Origin of the sequence: Trichormus variabilis 0441, from assembly GCF_009856605.1 — a bacterium.
Classification (GTDB): domain Bacteria; phylum Cyanobacteriota; class Cyanobacteriia; order Cyanobacteriales; family Nostocaceae; genus Trichormus; species Trichormus variabilis.
Map to the genome: position 1 here is coordinate 3,261,101 of NZ_CP047242.1, position 17,976 is coordinate 3,279,076.

At 40.7% G+C, this 17,976-nt stretch carries 9 protein-coding genes; 5 read left to right on the forward strand and 4 right to left on the reverse strand.

What is annotated here, in order from left to right; all coding sequences use genetic code 11:
- The first annotated feature begins 12 nt into the window (after positions 1-12).
- The gene (locus GSQ19_RS13300) at positions 13-363 is read left to right on the forward strand and encodes a hypothetical protein (protein ID WP_011318417.1); all 351 of its coding nucleotides are present in this window, start codon (positions 13-15) and stop codon (positions 361-363) included.
- A 343-nt stretch (positions 364-706) separates the two neighbouring features.
- On the opposite strand, the gene GSQ19_RS13305 is transcribed toward GSQ19_RS13300, so the two are convergent.
- A complete protein-coding gene (locus tag GSQ19_RS13305; RefSeq protein ID WP_011318418.1) occupies positions 707-3,340 on the reverse strand; it encodes a DNA polymerase III subunit alpha in 2,634 nt (877 codons plus the stop codon).
- Positions 3,341-3,653: 313 nt separating this feature from the next.
- Here GSQ19_RS13305 and GSQ19_RS13310 point away from each other — a divergent pair, with 313 nt between their 5' ends.
- Both GSQ19_RS13310 and GSQ19_RS13315 read left to right on the forward strand, forming a co-directional pair.
- A complete protein-coding gene (locus tag GSQ19_RS13310) occupies positions 3,654-5,309 on the forward strand; it encodes an IS5-like element ISAva5 family transposase (protein ID WP_041455935.1) in 1,656 nt (551 codons plus the stop codon).
- 330 nt (positions 5,310-5,639) lie between these two features.
- Positions 5,640-6,710 carry an IS630-like element ISAva6 family transposase gene (locus GSQ19_RS13315; protein ID WP_011316335.1) on the forward strand — a complete coding sequence of 357 codons (1,071 nt, stop codon included), beginning with the start codon at positions 5,640-5,642 and terminating at the stop codon, positions 6,708-6,710.
- A gap of 132 nt (positions 6,711-6,842) precedes the next feature.
- Here the strand turns inward: GSQ19_RS13315 and GSQ19_RS13320 are convergent, their stop codons facing one another.
- From GSQ19_RS13320 to GSQ19_RS13330, 3 genes are all read right to left on the reverse strand, one after another.
- Complete coding sequence (locus GSQ19_RS13320; protein ID WP_041456096.1) at positions 6,843-7,310, reverse strand: DUF4870 domain-containing protein; 468 nt, start codon at positions 7,308-7,310, stop codon at positions 6,843-6,845.
- A gap of 71 nt (positions 7,311-7,381) precedes the next feature.
- On the reverse strand, positions 7,382-8,545 hold the full coding sequence (locus GSQ19_RS13325) for a DUF1822 family protein (protein ID WP_011318420.1): 1,164 nt from the start codon (positions 8,543-8,545) through the stop codon (positions 7,382-7,384).
- Positions 8,546-8,670: 125 nt separating this feature from the next.
- On the reverse strand, positions 8,671-9,846 hold the full coding sequence (locus GSQ19_RS13330; protein WP_011318421.1) for a sigma-70 family RNA polymerase sigma factor: 1,176 nt from the start codon (positions 9,844-9,846) through the stop codon (positions 8,671-8,673).
- Positions 9,847-10,175: 329 nt separating this feature from the next.
- Between GSQ19_RS13330 and GSQ19_RS13335 the strand changes: the two genes are divergently transcribed.
- Positions 10,176-14,435 (forward strand): SDR family NAD(P)-dependent oxidoreductase, encoded by a 4,260-nt coding sequence (locus GSQ19_RS13335; RefSeq protein ID WP_011318422.1) that lies wholly within the window; start codon positions 10,176-10,178, stop codon positions 14,433-14,435.
- Positions 14,436-14,547: 112 nt separating this feature from the next.
- Positions 14,548-17,976, forward strand: a complete 3,429-nt coding sequence (locus GSQ19_RS13340; protein ID WP_011318423.1) for a non-ribosomal peptide synthetase — start codon at positions 14,548-14,550, stop codon at positions 17,974-17,976.

The window sequence follows — 17,976 nt, forward strand, 5'->3', positions numbered from 1 at the left end:
GCTGAAATAGCCATGACTAACGAAAATCTAGAAAATCAAAATAATCAACCAAAAGAAATTAAACAACCAGTAAGTAAAGATTGGCATTCCCGTGAGGAACCAACTGCGAAAGAAAGAAACTTAACAGCAAACCCTGGTGATAGAATTGCCGACGAACCCCAATCCATCGAAGAGAAAGCCCAGCAGGTGGCTGTAGATGCACCAGACATCACAGGCGATCATATTAAAGTACCTACCTACTTTATTGTTGACGAACCTAACGGTGAACAAAAAGCATTACATCACGTCAAGGATGCTGAAGAAATTTCTGATGTAATTCGTCAAGCTAGGGTAGATGAAAACGGAAATCGTATTTGGTGGTAGTTTTCAGTGCATTATCTTAGATGATAGATACCCGACTTTTTAAAAACGTCGGGTATCTGAACACACTATAAATAAATTAACGTGAGTTCGATGACCTCTCCCCAAACCCCTCTCCGACGCGGAGAGGGGCTTAAATATCCTGAAAGTTCAACGAAAAATTAGAGTTTTGAAGCCTCTCTCCTTGCAGGGGAGAGGTTTGGAGAGGGGTTTTTAAAATTCGTCGAACTCACGTTAAATTATACGAATTCAATTAATGATTGCACCACATCCTTGGGTGAAGAAGACGCGATTCATCGCGTCCCTACAAATGGTTTATTTGTTGCATTCTTTTTTCAAATTGGTATTACTCCGGTAAACCCTTGACTTGCAGCAAGTCTAACTCTTGTTCAAATATTTCATCAATTGGCAACATCTTGCCATCTTGAGTCATGAATTTGTGGTCTTTTGTTGCCTTAATTATTGACCCATCTTCTAAACAATATTCAAATACTTCTTGTTTACCTCGATGATGCCATTGAGCAATAGGTTGGGTGTAAACAATACCATTACTATCAATGCTAAATACACTACACTCAATACCTTTGTCTACAATCTCACCAATAGGTACAAATCCATATTCAACTGTTAAAACTTCTGTATCGTAACTTAAGCAATATTCGGCGAATTTCAACATATCCTCAAATAGCTTTTCAGCTACTTGCTTCTTGACACCATTTTTTGTTGAACCATCGATAAATTTTTCTTGCTGCTTCTGCATCTCCGAAACTTTCTTTTTACCCATCGCACGACGTAGCAAGTCGGCTTGTCCTAAGGTATAACCAGCCATATCTTGAGCAATTTTCATGATTTGCTCCTGATAGACCATGATTCCATAGGTTTCATTTAAGATTGGTTCTAAAACTTGGCTTTCATAATCGATATTTTCCCGCCCGTGTTTACGGTTAATAAACTTAGGAATTAATCCAGCATCTAAAGGGCCTGGTCGGTAAAGTGCCAGGATAGAAGAAATATCTTCAATATTAGAAGGCTTCAAATCTCGTACTATCTGTTTCATCCCTGAAGATTCTAATTGAAATATACCTTCTAATTCACCTGATTCCAACAATTCATAAGTCTTTTGGACATCTTTTGGTAAAGTTTTATATTCACCTTTAGCTAATATCTTTTGTGCCTTACGTTCTTGACTGGTGATTTCGTAAGGGTCGATTCTAAAGCCGTGTTTTTCTTCAATTAAATCAATTGTTTTTTGAATCATCGTCAGGTTTTTTAATCCCAAGAAGTCCATTTTTAACAAACCCATTGATTCCAGGTCTTCCATGAAATATTGAGTAATTACAGACCCATCATTATTTTTTTGCAGTGGGACAATTTCATCTAATGGATCAGCAGAAATGACTACACCGGCGGCGTGAACACCAAAGGTTTTGTTAGTTCCTTCGATTCGCATCGCCATATCTAACCAATGGCGGACTCTGGGGTCATTATCATATTTTTCTTTAAACTCTGGTTCTGGAGTGGTGTCAGAAACCATCACCTTCAGTTTAGTTGGTTTACCCCGGACTACAGGAATTAATTTCGCCATTTTGTCGGCTTCCCCATAGGGAATGTTTAACACTCTGGCGACATCTTTTAAAACTGCTTTGGAAGTTAGACGGTTAAAAGTAATGATTTGGGCGACTCTTTCTTTCCCATATTTATCTGTTACATATTCAATTACTTTATCCCGTTGTTCAATACAGAAATCTGTATCGATATCAGGCATTGATTTACGTTCTGGGTTCAAAAATCGCTCGAAGAGTAACCCATGATGTACCGGATCAATGTTGGTAATTCCCATTGTGTACGCAACTAAGGAACCAGCCGCCGAACCCCGACCAGGCCCCACAGGGATATTATTATCTCTGGCAAATTTGATATAGTCCCACACTACTAAAAAGTAGCTGGAGAATCCCATTTGTTGCAACATTTTGAGTTCATATTCTAGCCGTTCTCTGTAGACTGGCTCGACTTCGTTGCGGGATTTACGATTGAGTTTGTCTAATAGTCCTTGCCATGCAACTTCTTCGACATAAGTATCAGGAGTATGACCTGAAGGAATTGGGTAGTTGGGAATACGAGGCTCACCCATAATATGGTAAGGCTCGATTTTATCAGCGACTTCTTCTGTGGTGGCGATCGCTTCTGCAATTACATCATCGGTTAAATGGTCGCGGAATAGCAACTTCATCTCTTCGCCAGATTTGAGATATTCTGTACCGCTATACCGCATTCGCTTATCTTCACTAATTAGCTTGCCAGTTTGAATACATAGCAATGCGTCGTGTGCTTCTACATCAAAGCAAGAAATGTAATGGGAATCATTGGTAGCAACAAATTTAATATCTAACTCACGGGCAATTTTAATAATTTCTACGTTGACAATACGGTCTTCTTGTGATCCGTGGTCTTGAATTTCTAAATAAAAATCATCACCAAAAACATCTTTATACCACTTGGCAACTTTCCGCGCTGCATCTGGTCTGTTGCTAAGAATTGCTTGGGGAATTTCTCCACCTAAGCAAGCACTGGTGACAATTAAGCCCTCATGATACTCCTTGAGCAAATCTTTATTAATACAAGGGCGAGAAAAAATACCTTTACCTTGTACACCTTGGAGGTGAGAGATTGTAGTTAATTTGACTAAATTTTTGTAACCTTTAGTATTTTTAGCTAAAACAACTTGATGATATTTAGGGCGACCACGTTCTTGTTTTGCCAGGTCGCCGTTCAGGATATACATTTCGTTGCCAATGATGGGCTTAATATTCTTACTGCGGCAAATTTTCAGTAGTTCGATCGCACCATACATGACACCGTGATCGGTAACAGCGATCGCTTTCATACCCAAGGCGATCGCTTGATCAATCAACTCAGGTAGCTGACTAGCCCCATCCAGCAGGCTGTAATCACTATGAATATGTAAAGGTACAAAGGACATAACTCTCTCCCAGCCCTAGCCCACAATCTCCCCCTGGGATTTCTTGTGAACCAGATTTTATCTAGCAACGGAATCTTAGATTAACGCTTTTAGGAAATTTCCACTTCCGCAGGAGATGTGTAAATAATGACAGGTGGAGCCAGGGGAACGATATTTCGTACCAATTCAATTAACGTGAATTCGACGGAACCTAACCCCAACCCCTTCCCTACAAGGATACTGTTGGCGAATTATTGAAGGGTTAAGCCCCTCAAGAGTTTGGAACAGTGGAAAAAAGAGAATAAGTATATTGAGCGTAGCATCTACAAAGATTATGACCCTGCACCCGCGTGATATGTCGCAGATTCCTGAAACAACAGCGCAAGTAGCCCGGAATTCATTTCCCAAAGGGAACATATATATGAAGATGCGGGATGAAATAGGAGTGTTATATAAGGATGAGGATTTTGTCAAACTTTACCGCGCAGATTGTGGTCAAAGTGGAATATCAGCAGGACAACTGGCATTAGTGACAGTAATGCAATTTATCGAAGGTTTAACGGATAGACAAGCGGCGGATGCAGTGAGGGGTCATATTGATTGGAAATACGCACTATCGTTGGAATTAAATGACCCAGGGTTTGATTATTCAGTACTTTCAGAATTTCGTCAGCGATTAATCAAAGCAGGACGAGAGCGAGAGTTACTCAACCAAATGCTAGCTCGTTTCCAAGAACTAGGTTGGCTCAAAAATCGCGGCCGTGTCAGAACTGATTCAACTCACGTATTAGCCGCAGTACGACAGTTAAATCGTTTGGAATTAGTGGGAGAAACTTTACGTCATACCTTAAATGACTTGGCTTATTTTGCCCCTGATTGGCTCAAATCGAGAGTTGACGTTGATTGGTTTGAACGTTACTCCCTGAGATTTGAGCAATACCGCTTGCCCAAATCAAAAGCCGAACGTGAGAAATTGAGGCGAAAAATTGGTGAGGATGGTCATCATTTGCTATCCGCTTTGTATGCAGACTCAACTTGTAATTGGCTGTGGCAGATTCCATCAGTGGAAACATTACGTATAGTTTGGGTGCAACAATACTATATTCAATTGCAACAAGTCTATTGGCGAGAACAAGATAACTTACCACCAAATAGACTACAGATTGAATCTCCTTACGATGTTGATGCACGCAATTCCAGCAAGCGAGAAATCAACTGGACTGGTTATAATCTGCATCTGACAGAAATTTGTCACCCCATACTGCCAAACTTAATTATCAATGTGGAAACGTCCGTGGCCACAAGTGCGGATGTTGAGATGACACCAGTAATTCATTCTCGTTTAAACCAGAACAATCTTTTGCCACAAGAACATGTTGTCGATACTGGCTATGTCAATGCTCAAAACTTAGTCGATAGTCAATCCCATTTTCATGTTGATTTAGTAGGAAAAGTTCCCCCCGGAACTAGTTGGCAAGCAACAGCACAATCCGGCTTTGAGCAAAATTGCTTCACTATTCATTGGGATTTGATGCGTGTTGATTGCCCAATGGGTAAACAAAGTAAGTCCTGGCGTACAACTGTCGATAGCCATGACAATCCAGTAGTCAAAATACAATTTGACAAATCCGATTGTTCGCTTTGTTCAAGTCGCTCAAAATGCACTCGCTCCAAAAAACTACCGCGTCTTCTGACCCTCAAACCACAGGAACTACATCTTGCATTACATGATGCTCGCATTCGCCAAAAAACTGAATCTTTTCAACAAATTTATCACCAACGTGCTGGCGTTGAAGGCTTGATTTCCCAAGCTACTGGTCGCTACCAATTACGCCGTTGTCGCTACATTGGTCTTGCCAAAACTCTCTTGCAGCATGTCATTACTGCTGCTGCTATCAACTTCAGTCGGATGTGGGATTGGTGGCAACATGTCCCACGCAGTCAGACTCGCGTTTCTCACTTTGCTCGAATTGCTCCCACTGCCTCATAGTATTCCTGATTTTCTATTTTGTGATGATTGGTTTTGCCCTCTATCAATTCGCCAACAGTATCCTACAAGGGAAGGGGCTGAAAATCTATAACTGAGTACCAAATAATCAGGGTTTTAAGCCTCTCCCCGCGTCGGGGAGAGGTTTGGAGAGGGGTTCTTCCGAATTTATCGAACTCACGTTCAATTAATGATTGCAACACATGATTGGGTGAAGACACGATGAATCGCGTCTCTACGGATGCTTGATTTGTTGCATTCTTTTTCAAATTGGTATTATACTGAATAGGGAAAGGTAGTATCATTTGAAGCAGAGGGAAAAAGGCTAGAAAAATGGTACGTCCCAGGATAAAACTAACAGAGCATCTATCAACAGAAGAAATAGAACAAAGTTATCGCCGATGTGAAGATGCACAAGAGAAAACCCGATGGTTAGTGATTAAATTGCTCAATCAACAACCACAGTTGTCAGCGCAAAAGGTAGCAGAGATTGTGGGATTCTCAGGGGACTGGGTGAGAAAAATCGTGCGGCGATACAACAAGCTAGGAGCAAACGGAATCATCAATCAACAGAAACTGAAACCAGGAGGAAAAAAACTTGCACTCACAAACGAGCAACAACAGTGGTTGCGCCAAAGGTTAGCTTCACCACCAGAAGATGGGGGGTTATGGAGTGCGCCAAAAGTAGGGGAATTGATCCGAGTACAGTTTGGAATTACACTCCATGTCACTACAGCTTGGGATTACCTCAAAAGGCTAGGATTTAGTCTGCAACAACCACGACCTCTGCATACTGAGGCGGCAACTTTTGTTCAAAGACAGATGTTTAAAACTGAGTTAACGGAGTTTGTGCGATTGTTACGTTTCCTCCATCCGCACAAATCAGTTGAAGTTTGGGCAGAAGATGAAGCTCGATTAGGCCTCAAACCCATCGTCCGTCGAGTTTGGACACCAGTAGGTCATCGTCCCAATGCTGTGCATCGCACTCGTTACCAATGGCTTTATACTTATGGATTTGTCCATCCAGCTACTGGCGAGAGTTTTTTCTTGATTTTACCCAGAGTCAACATTGCTGTCATGCAAATGGCTTTAGATGCTTTTGCCGCTGAAGTCAATCCTCATCATCACAAAATCATTGTTTTGCTTGTTGATCAAGCTGGTTGGCATACCAGTAAACAATTAATGTTGCCAGCTGGTATCATTCTGTTTCCTCTGCCTGCTTATACACCTCAACTCCAACCGACTGAGTGTGTTTGGTCGCTTCTACGTGAAGCTGTTGCTAATCAGATGTTTTCTACTCTCGATGAACTAGAAACTGTGTTAATTTCTCGTTGTCAATGGTTAATGTCTCACCCTCAAATTGTTCATGGCAAGGTTGGGTTTGATTGGATTTGCCAAATTTGACCTCAGTTATTCAATTAATACTTCCTTTCCCAATTTAGTATTATGTCCCCAATCCCCAATCCAAGGCAAAAGAAAACATCTTTTAACTTTTGACTTTTGACTTTTGACTTTTTTGTCCCCAATCCCTACGACTTACCTTAAAACTCGCACTGTAAAAGGATAGCGATAATGTTCACCGTTGTAAGCTTTGGTGGCGGCAAAAGTTACTAAGAATAGTTGCATTAATAGTAAGGCTATGGTGAAGTACATCCAAATCAATAATAAGCTGTCTAAAACTGTACTAACTTGATTTATTTCACCATTAGTAGTGACTGCAACGCTACAACTAGCTAAAACTAATAGTAATGATACGGCTATGACGAAGACGATGTAGAACGTCAAAGAAATCTGAAAATTTAATGATTCTTTACCTTGAAAATCAACCCAGGGATATTTGACCTTTCTGGATTTCCAGACTAAGAAAGGGATTAAAACATTTAACGGTAAAAATAAAGGAATGCCTAGAAATACTACAAAAAATAAAAGTAACCACGCTAATAACGCTGAGAAATGACACAACATCGCCCAGACCCGCATTTGTTTGTTGTGTTGTAATCTCATGGTTTTTTATCTCATGTGGATTGAGAAAGAATGCTTATCCACATTATCAATAAAAAAAGCCCCGAAACAGCTTAAAATTTGAGAATTTCTCGGTCATAATTTTCCGGTAGTGGCTCAATTTCCCATACTATGCCTTCTCCAGCCTCTAGGGCAACTTCAACGTAGAGTTGTTCTACTGCATTTGTGGCGATGTCTTCATTGTTGGGAAATGACTGTAGGTCTTCTGTGAGGAGTCGGAGTTTAAAGCCACCGGGAATGACTGCGCCTACGGCTGCATTCCGTAATTCAAAACGCCAATAAGGTGCGTCTGGTTCACCTTGTGGTGTAATCAACAGTTCGTATAGTTGACCAGCAATGGTTAATCGACGTGATAGGGTGACACCTGTTTGTCTCTCTTCTACACTCCTAGCCCCAGCCGCACTTAATTGTAAATTCAAGCGTCCCCAACCCATAGTCTGTGCTACTTGAGACACACCACTTTGTAACCATTGCAGCACTGATCTTTGTTCTGGTAGTCCCAAACGACGTTCATATAAGCTTTGTCGCCAGCCGCCGTGTTCAATTAATGCGCCCCATAGTTGAAAAGGGATGGCTAGCCGGGGGTTAATAATTTCGGGATTGCTTAAACGGGTGATGAGATTTTGGGCTTGTTCTTGGGGTATGGTTGGTAATGGGGCGATCGCCGTACGGGTAATTTCATCAGGGCATAAATCCCGCGCTACAGCTAACACACTTATATCGTTAACAATATCAGTTATGTCTAAAGAATAGGTGCGATCGCCTGGATCATATTTACCTTGATGCTTCAGTTGCGTGTGGGTACAATAGCCCCAAACTTTTACATATTCCCCATCTACTTGCACTGCTAAATAATAATCCCCAGCCCAAGTTGGTAAATCTACCCATTCCTGCTGTACACGTAATTCGCTGTGATCAATATTTTCACTGGGAACCAAAATAAATCTCTTGCCGTCAATTGTGACTGCTGTTCCGTTCACTAGTTCCCAAAGACTGGCTAGAGTTGTGGCGGATGGCCACACCTTTGCCTGTGTGGAAAAGTCTTCCTGTAACCACGGCAAGACCGCACTCAGGCAAAGTTCGTTGAGATAAGCTTGATAACGTGAATAAGGATGAGAAAATAACTGGCTGTCAAGATTTGCTGTTGTGGAGTCAGGGATTTCTAGAATCAGGTCTGTCGAGTCAGCAAAGGTGAATACAGTGGGGTTAGCAGTCATAAGGTTTACTCCGGGGATTTCTTTGGCTGGGTTTGGGGCAAGCTGGGAAAATTGCTGTTTCCCGAACAGACGTGAAAATCTCCAATTCTTTATTAATAGTTAATTTTCGACTGTTTTAGCATTTTTCATGCTTTGGAGACATTGTAGTAATTCTGTAACCAGTCTTCTATTAATGTACTCATAGCTTTGAGTATGTCTGAAGTCAGGGAAATATGCAGTTTGTCTTGACTCCAGCCAGCTACAGACCGTAGTAGGGTTTCCTTGGCTTTGGTTAATCGCCGGGAAACAGTGTACTGTTTGATGTCTAATTCTTGAGCAATGCCATCTTGATTGAGTTTTTGCTCGTAGTACAATTGCAGTATTTGTTGTAGTTGCGTGTCAAGTTTAGCGATCGCTTCAACTAAGACTTGATAAATTTCCGTTTGTTGAGAAGTTCTGGCTTGTTCTTCTTCTTGGGCAATAATTTCCTGAATTAGGGATGGCTGTTCTGTCCCTGGGAGATTATCTAGCAACTCAAATGAATCATCCGCACCTTTGGAGACATTGAGAGAATCTGGGGTGGGATAAAGATATTTACGGGCTGCTTTTGCTGCATTTAACAAGCACTTTTCGATATCTTGGGGGTTAGTTGGTTGGTTGCTTTGGGAATTGTAAGCTTTGGCGATCGCATCCCAAGTAGCATCATCTGGTCGGGACAGTTGGCGAGAGTTAGCCGCCTTGGTAGGGAGATACAAAGTTTTAAAGCAATTCCAAGCGAGGATATAGGCAGGAATCTCCGTTGAAGATAAACCACTGTTTTGTAAAGACTCATGCAAGCGCTTTTGGCTGATTTTGCGTAACAGACCCCAATCAGTACAGATATCGACTTCTTGACGTTGGCGTAAAGTTTCGCGGATCGCACTACCAAAAATCAGACTGGCGTAGTTTTTCAGGGTACTGCTTTGACTGGGATCGAAACCTTTGAGGACTCGATCAACTTGGGCGATCGCTACTTGGAAACAGTCCGATAACCTGTATTGCGTACTAATAAAATTAGCGGCTGTTTTTTGGGATATCCAATAACAAGGTTCTTGCAGATAAGCAGTTAGATGTTGCTTCGCCAGAGGTTGAGTTTCCGGAACTTGCCAAAACTTATACCAATACAAAGCCCAAAAAGATTCCGAAGTTTCCTTTGGCGTGTGCTTCAGACAACTGAGGATACTACGACGCAGTCGTGATTCCGTCGCCCAACCACTGAAGCGATCGGCATCGAACTGCACAAAAGTCGAAAAAATTTCAGTAACGCTTTGCCGAGGTTGCATAAAACTAGAAGCCGACCTAGAGGAAGAATGAAGGCGTTAAACGACACCTGCACAAACTTTACTATAAGCAACAAAGATTACCTTTGTGCCACTCAAGTGATTTTCTTAACTGTCTTAACTGTCTTAAGTGTCTATTGAACTATGTTAACTGTCCACTTAAATTTCTGATTGACTATCTTAACTGTCTTAAATGCTATTGCATTTCATTGATAAAGTTGAGAGTATCTTTCTACTGAATAATTTAAGAATAATAAACAAAAATCATGCTTTCTTATTAAAGCTAATTTTTAACTTATAAACAATCAAGTTTAATAAGGATATAAAAGCTAATGCAGCTAAATAATTATAGTCAAAACCTAGAAAGTCCAAATAGTGAAAATTTTATATATAGAGATATAGAAATTGCGATTCTGTCGAGTTTAACTGTTGATGATTGTGTAGTTATAGAGAAACAAACAAAAAATCTAGAATCAGAATTAGTTGCTTATATAGTTCCATCAGGGTTGTTTGTACCAGAACAATTATTGTCTCACCTGCAAGCAATTCTACCTAGAGAATTAGTACCTACCGCCATAGTCACAATCTCCACCATACCCCTAACAAGTACAGGTCAGGTAGATGAAGTTACTCTAGCTAGTTTAGAAGTTATTGACTCCGACTTAATATATCGCGCACAGAAGCAACTAGAGTCATTGTCAGCAATTGAACGTGTTGCAGTGGTGGCTGAACCATTGGTGACAAATGTTCCTCCTGTGCATTTGCAAGACTTACTAGGTGAAACTGAGGCGATCGCCTTTGAAGATAGTCAGCAAAATTTACAAGCAACTATACCTAGACAGAACGTAGAAAATCAGGAGACCTTTTCATCAAAAAATTTAGCTATTAGTCAAGGGGAACCTCTGCCACAGTCCGAAAATGCTCCTAAAACTTTAAAAGAATTATTACAAAAAGCTACTCAAAATTCGACTAAAAATATTATTTATATTCAACCAGATGGTAGTGAAAAATTCCAATCATATCGGGAAGTATGGCAAGATGCTCAACGGATTTTATCTGGGTTAAGAAAGCTAGGACTTAAGCCCCAAGATAAAGTAATTTTTCAACTAGAAGACAATCAAGATTTCATTTGTGGTTTTTGGGCTTGCGTGCTTGGTGGCTTCGTTCCAGTACCCATATCCATCGCCCCAACCTACGAATTAGCTAATAGTATTGCCAGCAAACTGCAAAACACTTGGCAGATGTTGGATAAACCGTTTGTACTAACAAATGCTGCCTTAGCCCCCAAAATTGATGACTTATCCAAATTTTTAAAATTAGAAAACTTTCAATTTGCAATTATTGATCAGTTGCGTGAGTGTGAACCGGATTTAAATCTGTATCAAAGTCAGCCAGAGGATTTAGCGATTTTGTTCTTGACTTCTGGTAGCACTGGTATACCCAAGTGTGTGATGCTCAATCATCACAATTTATTGAGTATGACAACTGGCTTAATTTTAATGGGTCATTTCTCCAGCCAGGAAAGTGTTTTAAATTGGATGCCTTTGGATCACGTCGGTGCGCTAGTTTCTCTCAGTATTATGGCTGTGAGTTTAGGTTGCCAACAAATCCATGTACCTACTAACTTGATTGTCCAGAACCCGCTTTTGTGGCTGGATTTAATTGACAAACATCAAGCCACGATTAGTTGGGCCCCTAACTTTGCCTTTTCGCTGATATGCGATGCTTTGGGCGATTCTATCTACGGAAAGATGGGTGAACAGTATCGGCCTGAAAATAATCAAAAACACTGGGATTTATCATCTATGGGTTTTGTGATCAACGCAGGAGAACCCATTGTTACCAAGATAGCCAGGAATTTCTTAAAACTGCTTCGCCCTTATGGTTTACCAACGAATGCGATTCATCCAGCCTTTGGGATGAGCGAAACCTCTTCTGGGATTACATACTCTGATAGTTTTTCTCTAGAATCTTCATCAGATGACAGTTTATTTGTAGAATTAGGGCTGCCACTTGCTGGGGCTTCACTGCGGATTGTTGATGAAAATGAACAAATAGTTACAGAAAGTACGATTGGGCGTTTACAGGTTCAAGGTGCATCTGTGACTTCTGGTTACTATCAAAATCCACAGGCGAACCAAGAAATTTTTACTTTTGATGGTTGGTTTAACACCGGAGATTTAGGTTTCCTCCATCAAGGGCGTTTAACTATTACTGGACGGCAGAAAGATGTAATTATCATTAATGGGCTAAATTACTATTGCCACGAAATCGAGGCCGCAGTTGAAGAAATTAAAGAAGTAGAAGTTTCTTATACAGCTGCTTGTGCTGTTAGACAACCAGGAATTCATACTGATAAACTAGCGATCTTCTTCCATACTGCGATCGTTGATGACACTAGTTTATTAACTCTGCTAAAGGAAATTCGTACCTCCGTTGTCAATAAAGTGGGCATAAACCCGGATTATTTGCTGCCAGTAGAGCCAGAAGCTATTCCTAAAACCGCCATTGGAAAAATCCAGCGATCGCAACTGAGTCGGCGCTTCAATACAGGTGAATTTAAATCAGTTATTAAACACGTTGATATATTACTCGGTAACGCCAATACCATTCCTGATTGGTTCTACCGTCAAGTATGGCAGCCCAAAAATCCTATTACTTTTAATTCTTCTTTAAACCTTACTAATTGCACCTTGGTATTTCTAGATGCTTTTGGTTTGGGTACATATTTATGTCAAATATTATCAGAGCGTAACCTGCAATACATAACAGTTTCTCCAGGTGAAGATTTTCGCAAAATCAATCACTCACACTACACAATTACCCCAGGGCAGGCCAAAGACTACAAACTATTACTCAAATCTCTAGCAACCGATAATATTACCATTGGGCAGATTCTTCATCTATGGAATTATGACCAATATCTTGGCGAAATCACAAGTATTGAGGCTTTGGAAGCAGCGCAAGAAAAGGGAATATATAGTTTATTATTCCTAGTTCAAGCTTTAGCAAAAGTTCAGGGTGTAGATAGTCCTATTCAATTACTATTTATATCTTCTTATGTTCAGTCTATTTCCTCAGATGACCCCATAGCTTATGAAAAATCACCAGTTTTAGGACTGCTAAAAACCATTCCTCAAGAATTACCTTGCTTAAACTGTCGCCATATAGATTTGCCATTTGCTGAAGTTGAGAAAACTGGAACTTATCTCTTACAAGAGATGCAGGTTTCCTCAAAAGAACGAGAGGTAGCTTATAGAAATGGGCAACGTTTCATTCCTCGCCTAGAAAAAGTAGATTTTACCAGCAAACCTAAATCTCCTATTTCCTTCAAGCACAGAGGTACTTATTTAATAACTGGAGGATTGGGTGGTATAGGAATTGAAATTGCGCGTTACTTACTAAAACATTACCAAGCTCGACTCCTATTAGTTGGTAGAACTCCTTTAATTCATCATGGAAAAGAAGATGTTATTACACAACATCAAAAAGCTTACCAAGAACTATCACAGCTTGGGGGAGAAGTAATTTACGAAGCTGTTGACATATGTGACTTAAACCACTTGCAAATAATAGTTGAAAAAGCTCAATCCCAATGGTGTAAAAATCTTGATGGAGTACTTCATTTAGCTGGAACTTCTCATGAGCAAATGATACTTGAAGAAACTCAGGAGAACTTAGCAGCAATACTACGTCCTAAAGTGTTTGGTGCTTGGACACTACATCAATTGGTAAAAGATAACAAAGGCAGCATTTTTATCAACTTTTCTTCGGTAAACGGTTTTTTTGGTAGTACTGCTGTTGGTGCTTATGCTGCGGCTAATAGTTTTCTGGACGGCTTTTCTCATTACCAAAACTCACACAGTGAATTAACAAGCTATTGTTTGAGTTGGAGTATGTGGCATGAAATAGGCATGAGCCAAGGATATCAGCTGAAGAATCTCATCCGCACCAAAGGTTTCTATGTCATGTCTTCCTCTCAAGCAATATCTTCAATGCTTGCCACCTTACAACATCAGCAAACCCATCTATTAATAGGTTTGGATGGCAGCAACCAAAACATTCAACTTTGGCAGTCTCAAGCCTTTAATTTACAAAAATTATCTGCTTATTTTACTACTCATAGTAGTGACGATATTTTTAAATTACAGCACTTAACTGTGGAAGACCGCTTTGGAAATTCCTGCAATTGTAACTTAGTCAAGCTGAAAGAAATACCCTTAACCGAAAGTGGTGCAATTGATAAGAACAAATTAATTCGACAATTTACTGGACAGGACACAGGAACTCATGTAGCACCCCGAAATAAGTTAGAGCAACAAATTGCTGATATTTGGGAACAAGTTTTGGGAAGACCAGTGTTTAGTGTTCATCACAACTTTTTTGAATTGGGAGGAAATTCCCTTGTCGGAACGCAAGTGATTTCTCGGTTACGAAATACCTTCTCCATTGATTTGTCTTTACAGAGTTTATTTAAATTACCCACTGTAGCTGAATTAGCTAGCAATATAGAGGTAATAGAGATATTAATGAAAAATGAATATGCCATTGCTAATGACATAGCAGAAGAATATGAAGAGGGATGTTTGTAAAGTAATGGATTACGTATTACCGAAGCTTATATAAATAATTTTGTAGATAGATAATGGGTCGTTAAATAAGCAGTTGCTAACTGTAATTTCTATTATTAATATTGAAAAAATTATGAATAAAATGACAGTATTTGCATTTTTATCTTCGTTAAATAGGTTAGGTATAAAAGTTTGGATTGAAGACAAGCAACTACGTTATCGCGCACCCAAGGGAGTAATGACTCCAAACATCAAGCAGGATTTGATGGAGCAAAAGAACGAAATTTTGAACTGTCTTCAACAATCAATAAATACAAAAAAACTAGCTTTTGAACCTATTTTACCTACTGAGCGCAATCACCATTTACCTTTATCTTTTAGTCAAGAAAGGATGTGGTTTTTACATCAGTTGGAAAGTGGAAGTGGTGCTTATACAATAGCTTTTGCTGTGCGCCTAGAGGGAAATCTCAATATCAAAGCTTTGGAACAAGCTATCGGGGAGATAGTGCAGCGTCATGAGGTTTTGCGTACTCGCTTTGAAATCAAAAATAATAAGCCAGTACAAGTAATAGACCCCAAAATAACCTTAGCATTGCCAGTAGTGGATCTGAAAAATGTGGTAGATCCCTGGCAACAAGTCGAGGAACTGGCAATAAAAGAAGCCTGCAAAGCATTTGATTTAGCGAATGATTCTGTGTTGCGGGTGATGCTCTGGACAGTTTCTCAAAATGATTATGCACTATTGTTTGCTATTCACCATATTGCTGCTGATGGTTGGTCAAAAGGTGTTTTCATAAACGAACTTTCTGCTTATTATCGAGCTATTGCCAAGGGGGATTCTGTGGTATTGCCAGAGTTACCTGTGCAGTATGCAGACTATAGCTTATGGCAACGCCACCACCTGACAAATCAGACACTAGAGCATCAATTAAGCTACTGGAAACAGCAGTTAGCAGGAGCGTCACCTGTATTAGAACTACCTACAGATCATCCCCGCCCGGTTATACAGACTTTTCGAGGGGGTATAGAACGATTTCAAATAGATGGTAAGCTGACGCAACAACTCCAGAAACTCAGCCAAGGTTCAGGAAGCACGTTGTTTATGACGCTGCTGGCGGGTTTTGTTGTGTTAATGTCTCGCTACAGTGGGCAAAGGGATCTGGTTGTTGGTTCTCCAATTGCCAATCGCAACCGTCAAGAAATTGAAGGGTTAATTGGACTTTTTGTCAATACTTTGGCATTGAGATTTGATCTGTCCCCAGAACAGACCTTTAATACCTTACTAGAGCAGGTAAAACAGGTTACTCAAGACGCTTATGAGAATCAGGATTTGCCCTTCGAGATGTTAATCGAAGAGTTACACCTTGAGCGAAGCCTAGATCGTAGCCCACTGGTGCAAGTGATGTTTGCGCTTCAGAACGCTCCGAAAAATTCTTGGGATCTACCTAATTTGAAGGTCGAGGAAATGCCTTGGGAGCTTGATGCAGTGCGGTTTGACTTAGAAGTTCATTTCTGGGAAGTTCCCCAAGGTCTTGAGGGGATTTGTTATTACAGCAGCGATTTATTTGATGGGGCAACGATCGCCCGCATGATGAAACATTTCCAGAATTTGTTGGCAAATATTGTCACTAACCCACAACAATCAGTCAACCAATTACCCCTACTCACAGCACCAGAAAAACAGCAATTATTAATAGAGTGGAACAACACTGATACTGATTATCCCCGTAATCAATGTATCCATCATTTATTTGCTGCCCAAGTCCAAAAAACTCCTGATGCGATCGCTGTAGTATATGGAGAACAACAACTCACATATCACCAGTTAAATACACAAGCAAATCAATTAGCACATTATTTGCAAAAACTAGGTGTGAAACCAGGTGTGTTGGTGGGTATTTGCGTTGAACGTTCTGTCTCTATGATTGTTGGGTTGTTGGCAATTCTCAAGGCAGGCGGGGCTTATGTGCCTTTGGATACAGAATATCCTCAAGAGCGTTTGGCTTTCATCATCGAAGACACACAGCTATCGGTGCTATTGACAACACAGAAAATAGCTGAAACTCTGCCCCAAGATCAAGGGCGTGTTGTCTGCTTTGATACTGATATAGAAGCGATCGCTCTAGAGAGTCAGCAAAACCCCACGGTAGAAGTCACAGCCGATCATCTTGCTTATGTCATCTATACTTCAGGCTCAACAGGGACACCCAAAGGAGTTGTTGTTGACCACAAAGCAGTGAACCGCTTGGTGATCAACACAAACTATATCAACATCAAACCCACAGATGTCATTGCTCAAGCTGCAAATTGCACCTTTGACGCTGCAACCTTTGAAATTTGGGGAGCCTTGCTTAACGGAGCGCGGTTGTTAGGAGTGAGAAAAGATTTGGCACTTTCCCCCAAACAGTTTGCAACTTTTATGCGATCGCAAGATATCAGCGTATTATTCTTAACAACTGCCTTGTTCAATCAAATCGCTCAAGCAGTCCCCTCTGCTTTCAATTCACTGCGGTATCTTTTATTCGGCGGTGAGGCTGTTGATGTTAAATGGGTCAGAGAAGTACTAAACAATGGTGCGCCCCAGCAACTACTCCACGTTTATGGGCCAACAGAGAATACCACATTTACTTCCTGGTACTTAGTACAGGATGTTCCCGAAGACGCTACAACCATTCCCATCGGGCGACCAATTGCTAACACACAAATTTACTTGCTAGATTCCCAACTGCAACCAGTGGGCGTTGGTGTACCAGGAGAAATTTACATTGGGGGTGATGGTTTAGCCAGAGAATATCTCAACCGACCAGAGTTAACACAACAGAAATTTATTCCTAACGCCTTTAGTTCTGATTCCCATTCATGTCTCTACAAAACGGGAGATAAAGCGCGTTACCTGAGTGATGGCAATATTGAATTTCTTGGTCGGATAGATCATCAGGTGAAGATTCGCGGCTTTCGTATCGAATTGGGAGAAATCGAAACCGTTTTGAGTCAACACCCCTTATTAAAAGAAAGTGTTGTGGTAGTAAGAGAGGACTCCCCTGGAGACAAACGTCTAGTAGCTTATTTGGTTCCAGCTGTTAATGACTACACTCATGACAACCAGAAGCTAGTGCCGCAAGTACGCGAATATATCCAACAAAAGCTACCGAATTACATGGTGCCACAAGCTTTTGTTCTCCTCCATGCCTTACCCTTGACACCCAATGGCAAGGTAGACCGTCGCGCCCTACCACAACCTGATATAGCCACTAGAAATCTCTCAACTGGCACTGTTTTACCCCGGACTCCCATTGAAGCTCAACTGGCACAAATCTGGAGTGAAGTCTTAGGCGTGGAAACCATTGGCGTTAAAGACAACTTCTTTGAGCTTGGGGGTCATTCCCTACTAGCTACCCAAGTCCTGTCACAGATCAACTCAACCTTTGGATTGGATTTATCTATCCAGATCATGTTTGAGTCTCCCACCGTAGCTGGGATAGCAGCCTATATAGAAGTAGTGAATTTAGTCACACAAAATTTATCAAATAAAGAAGTCAGTAGCGAGGTAGTGGAGTTTTAA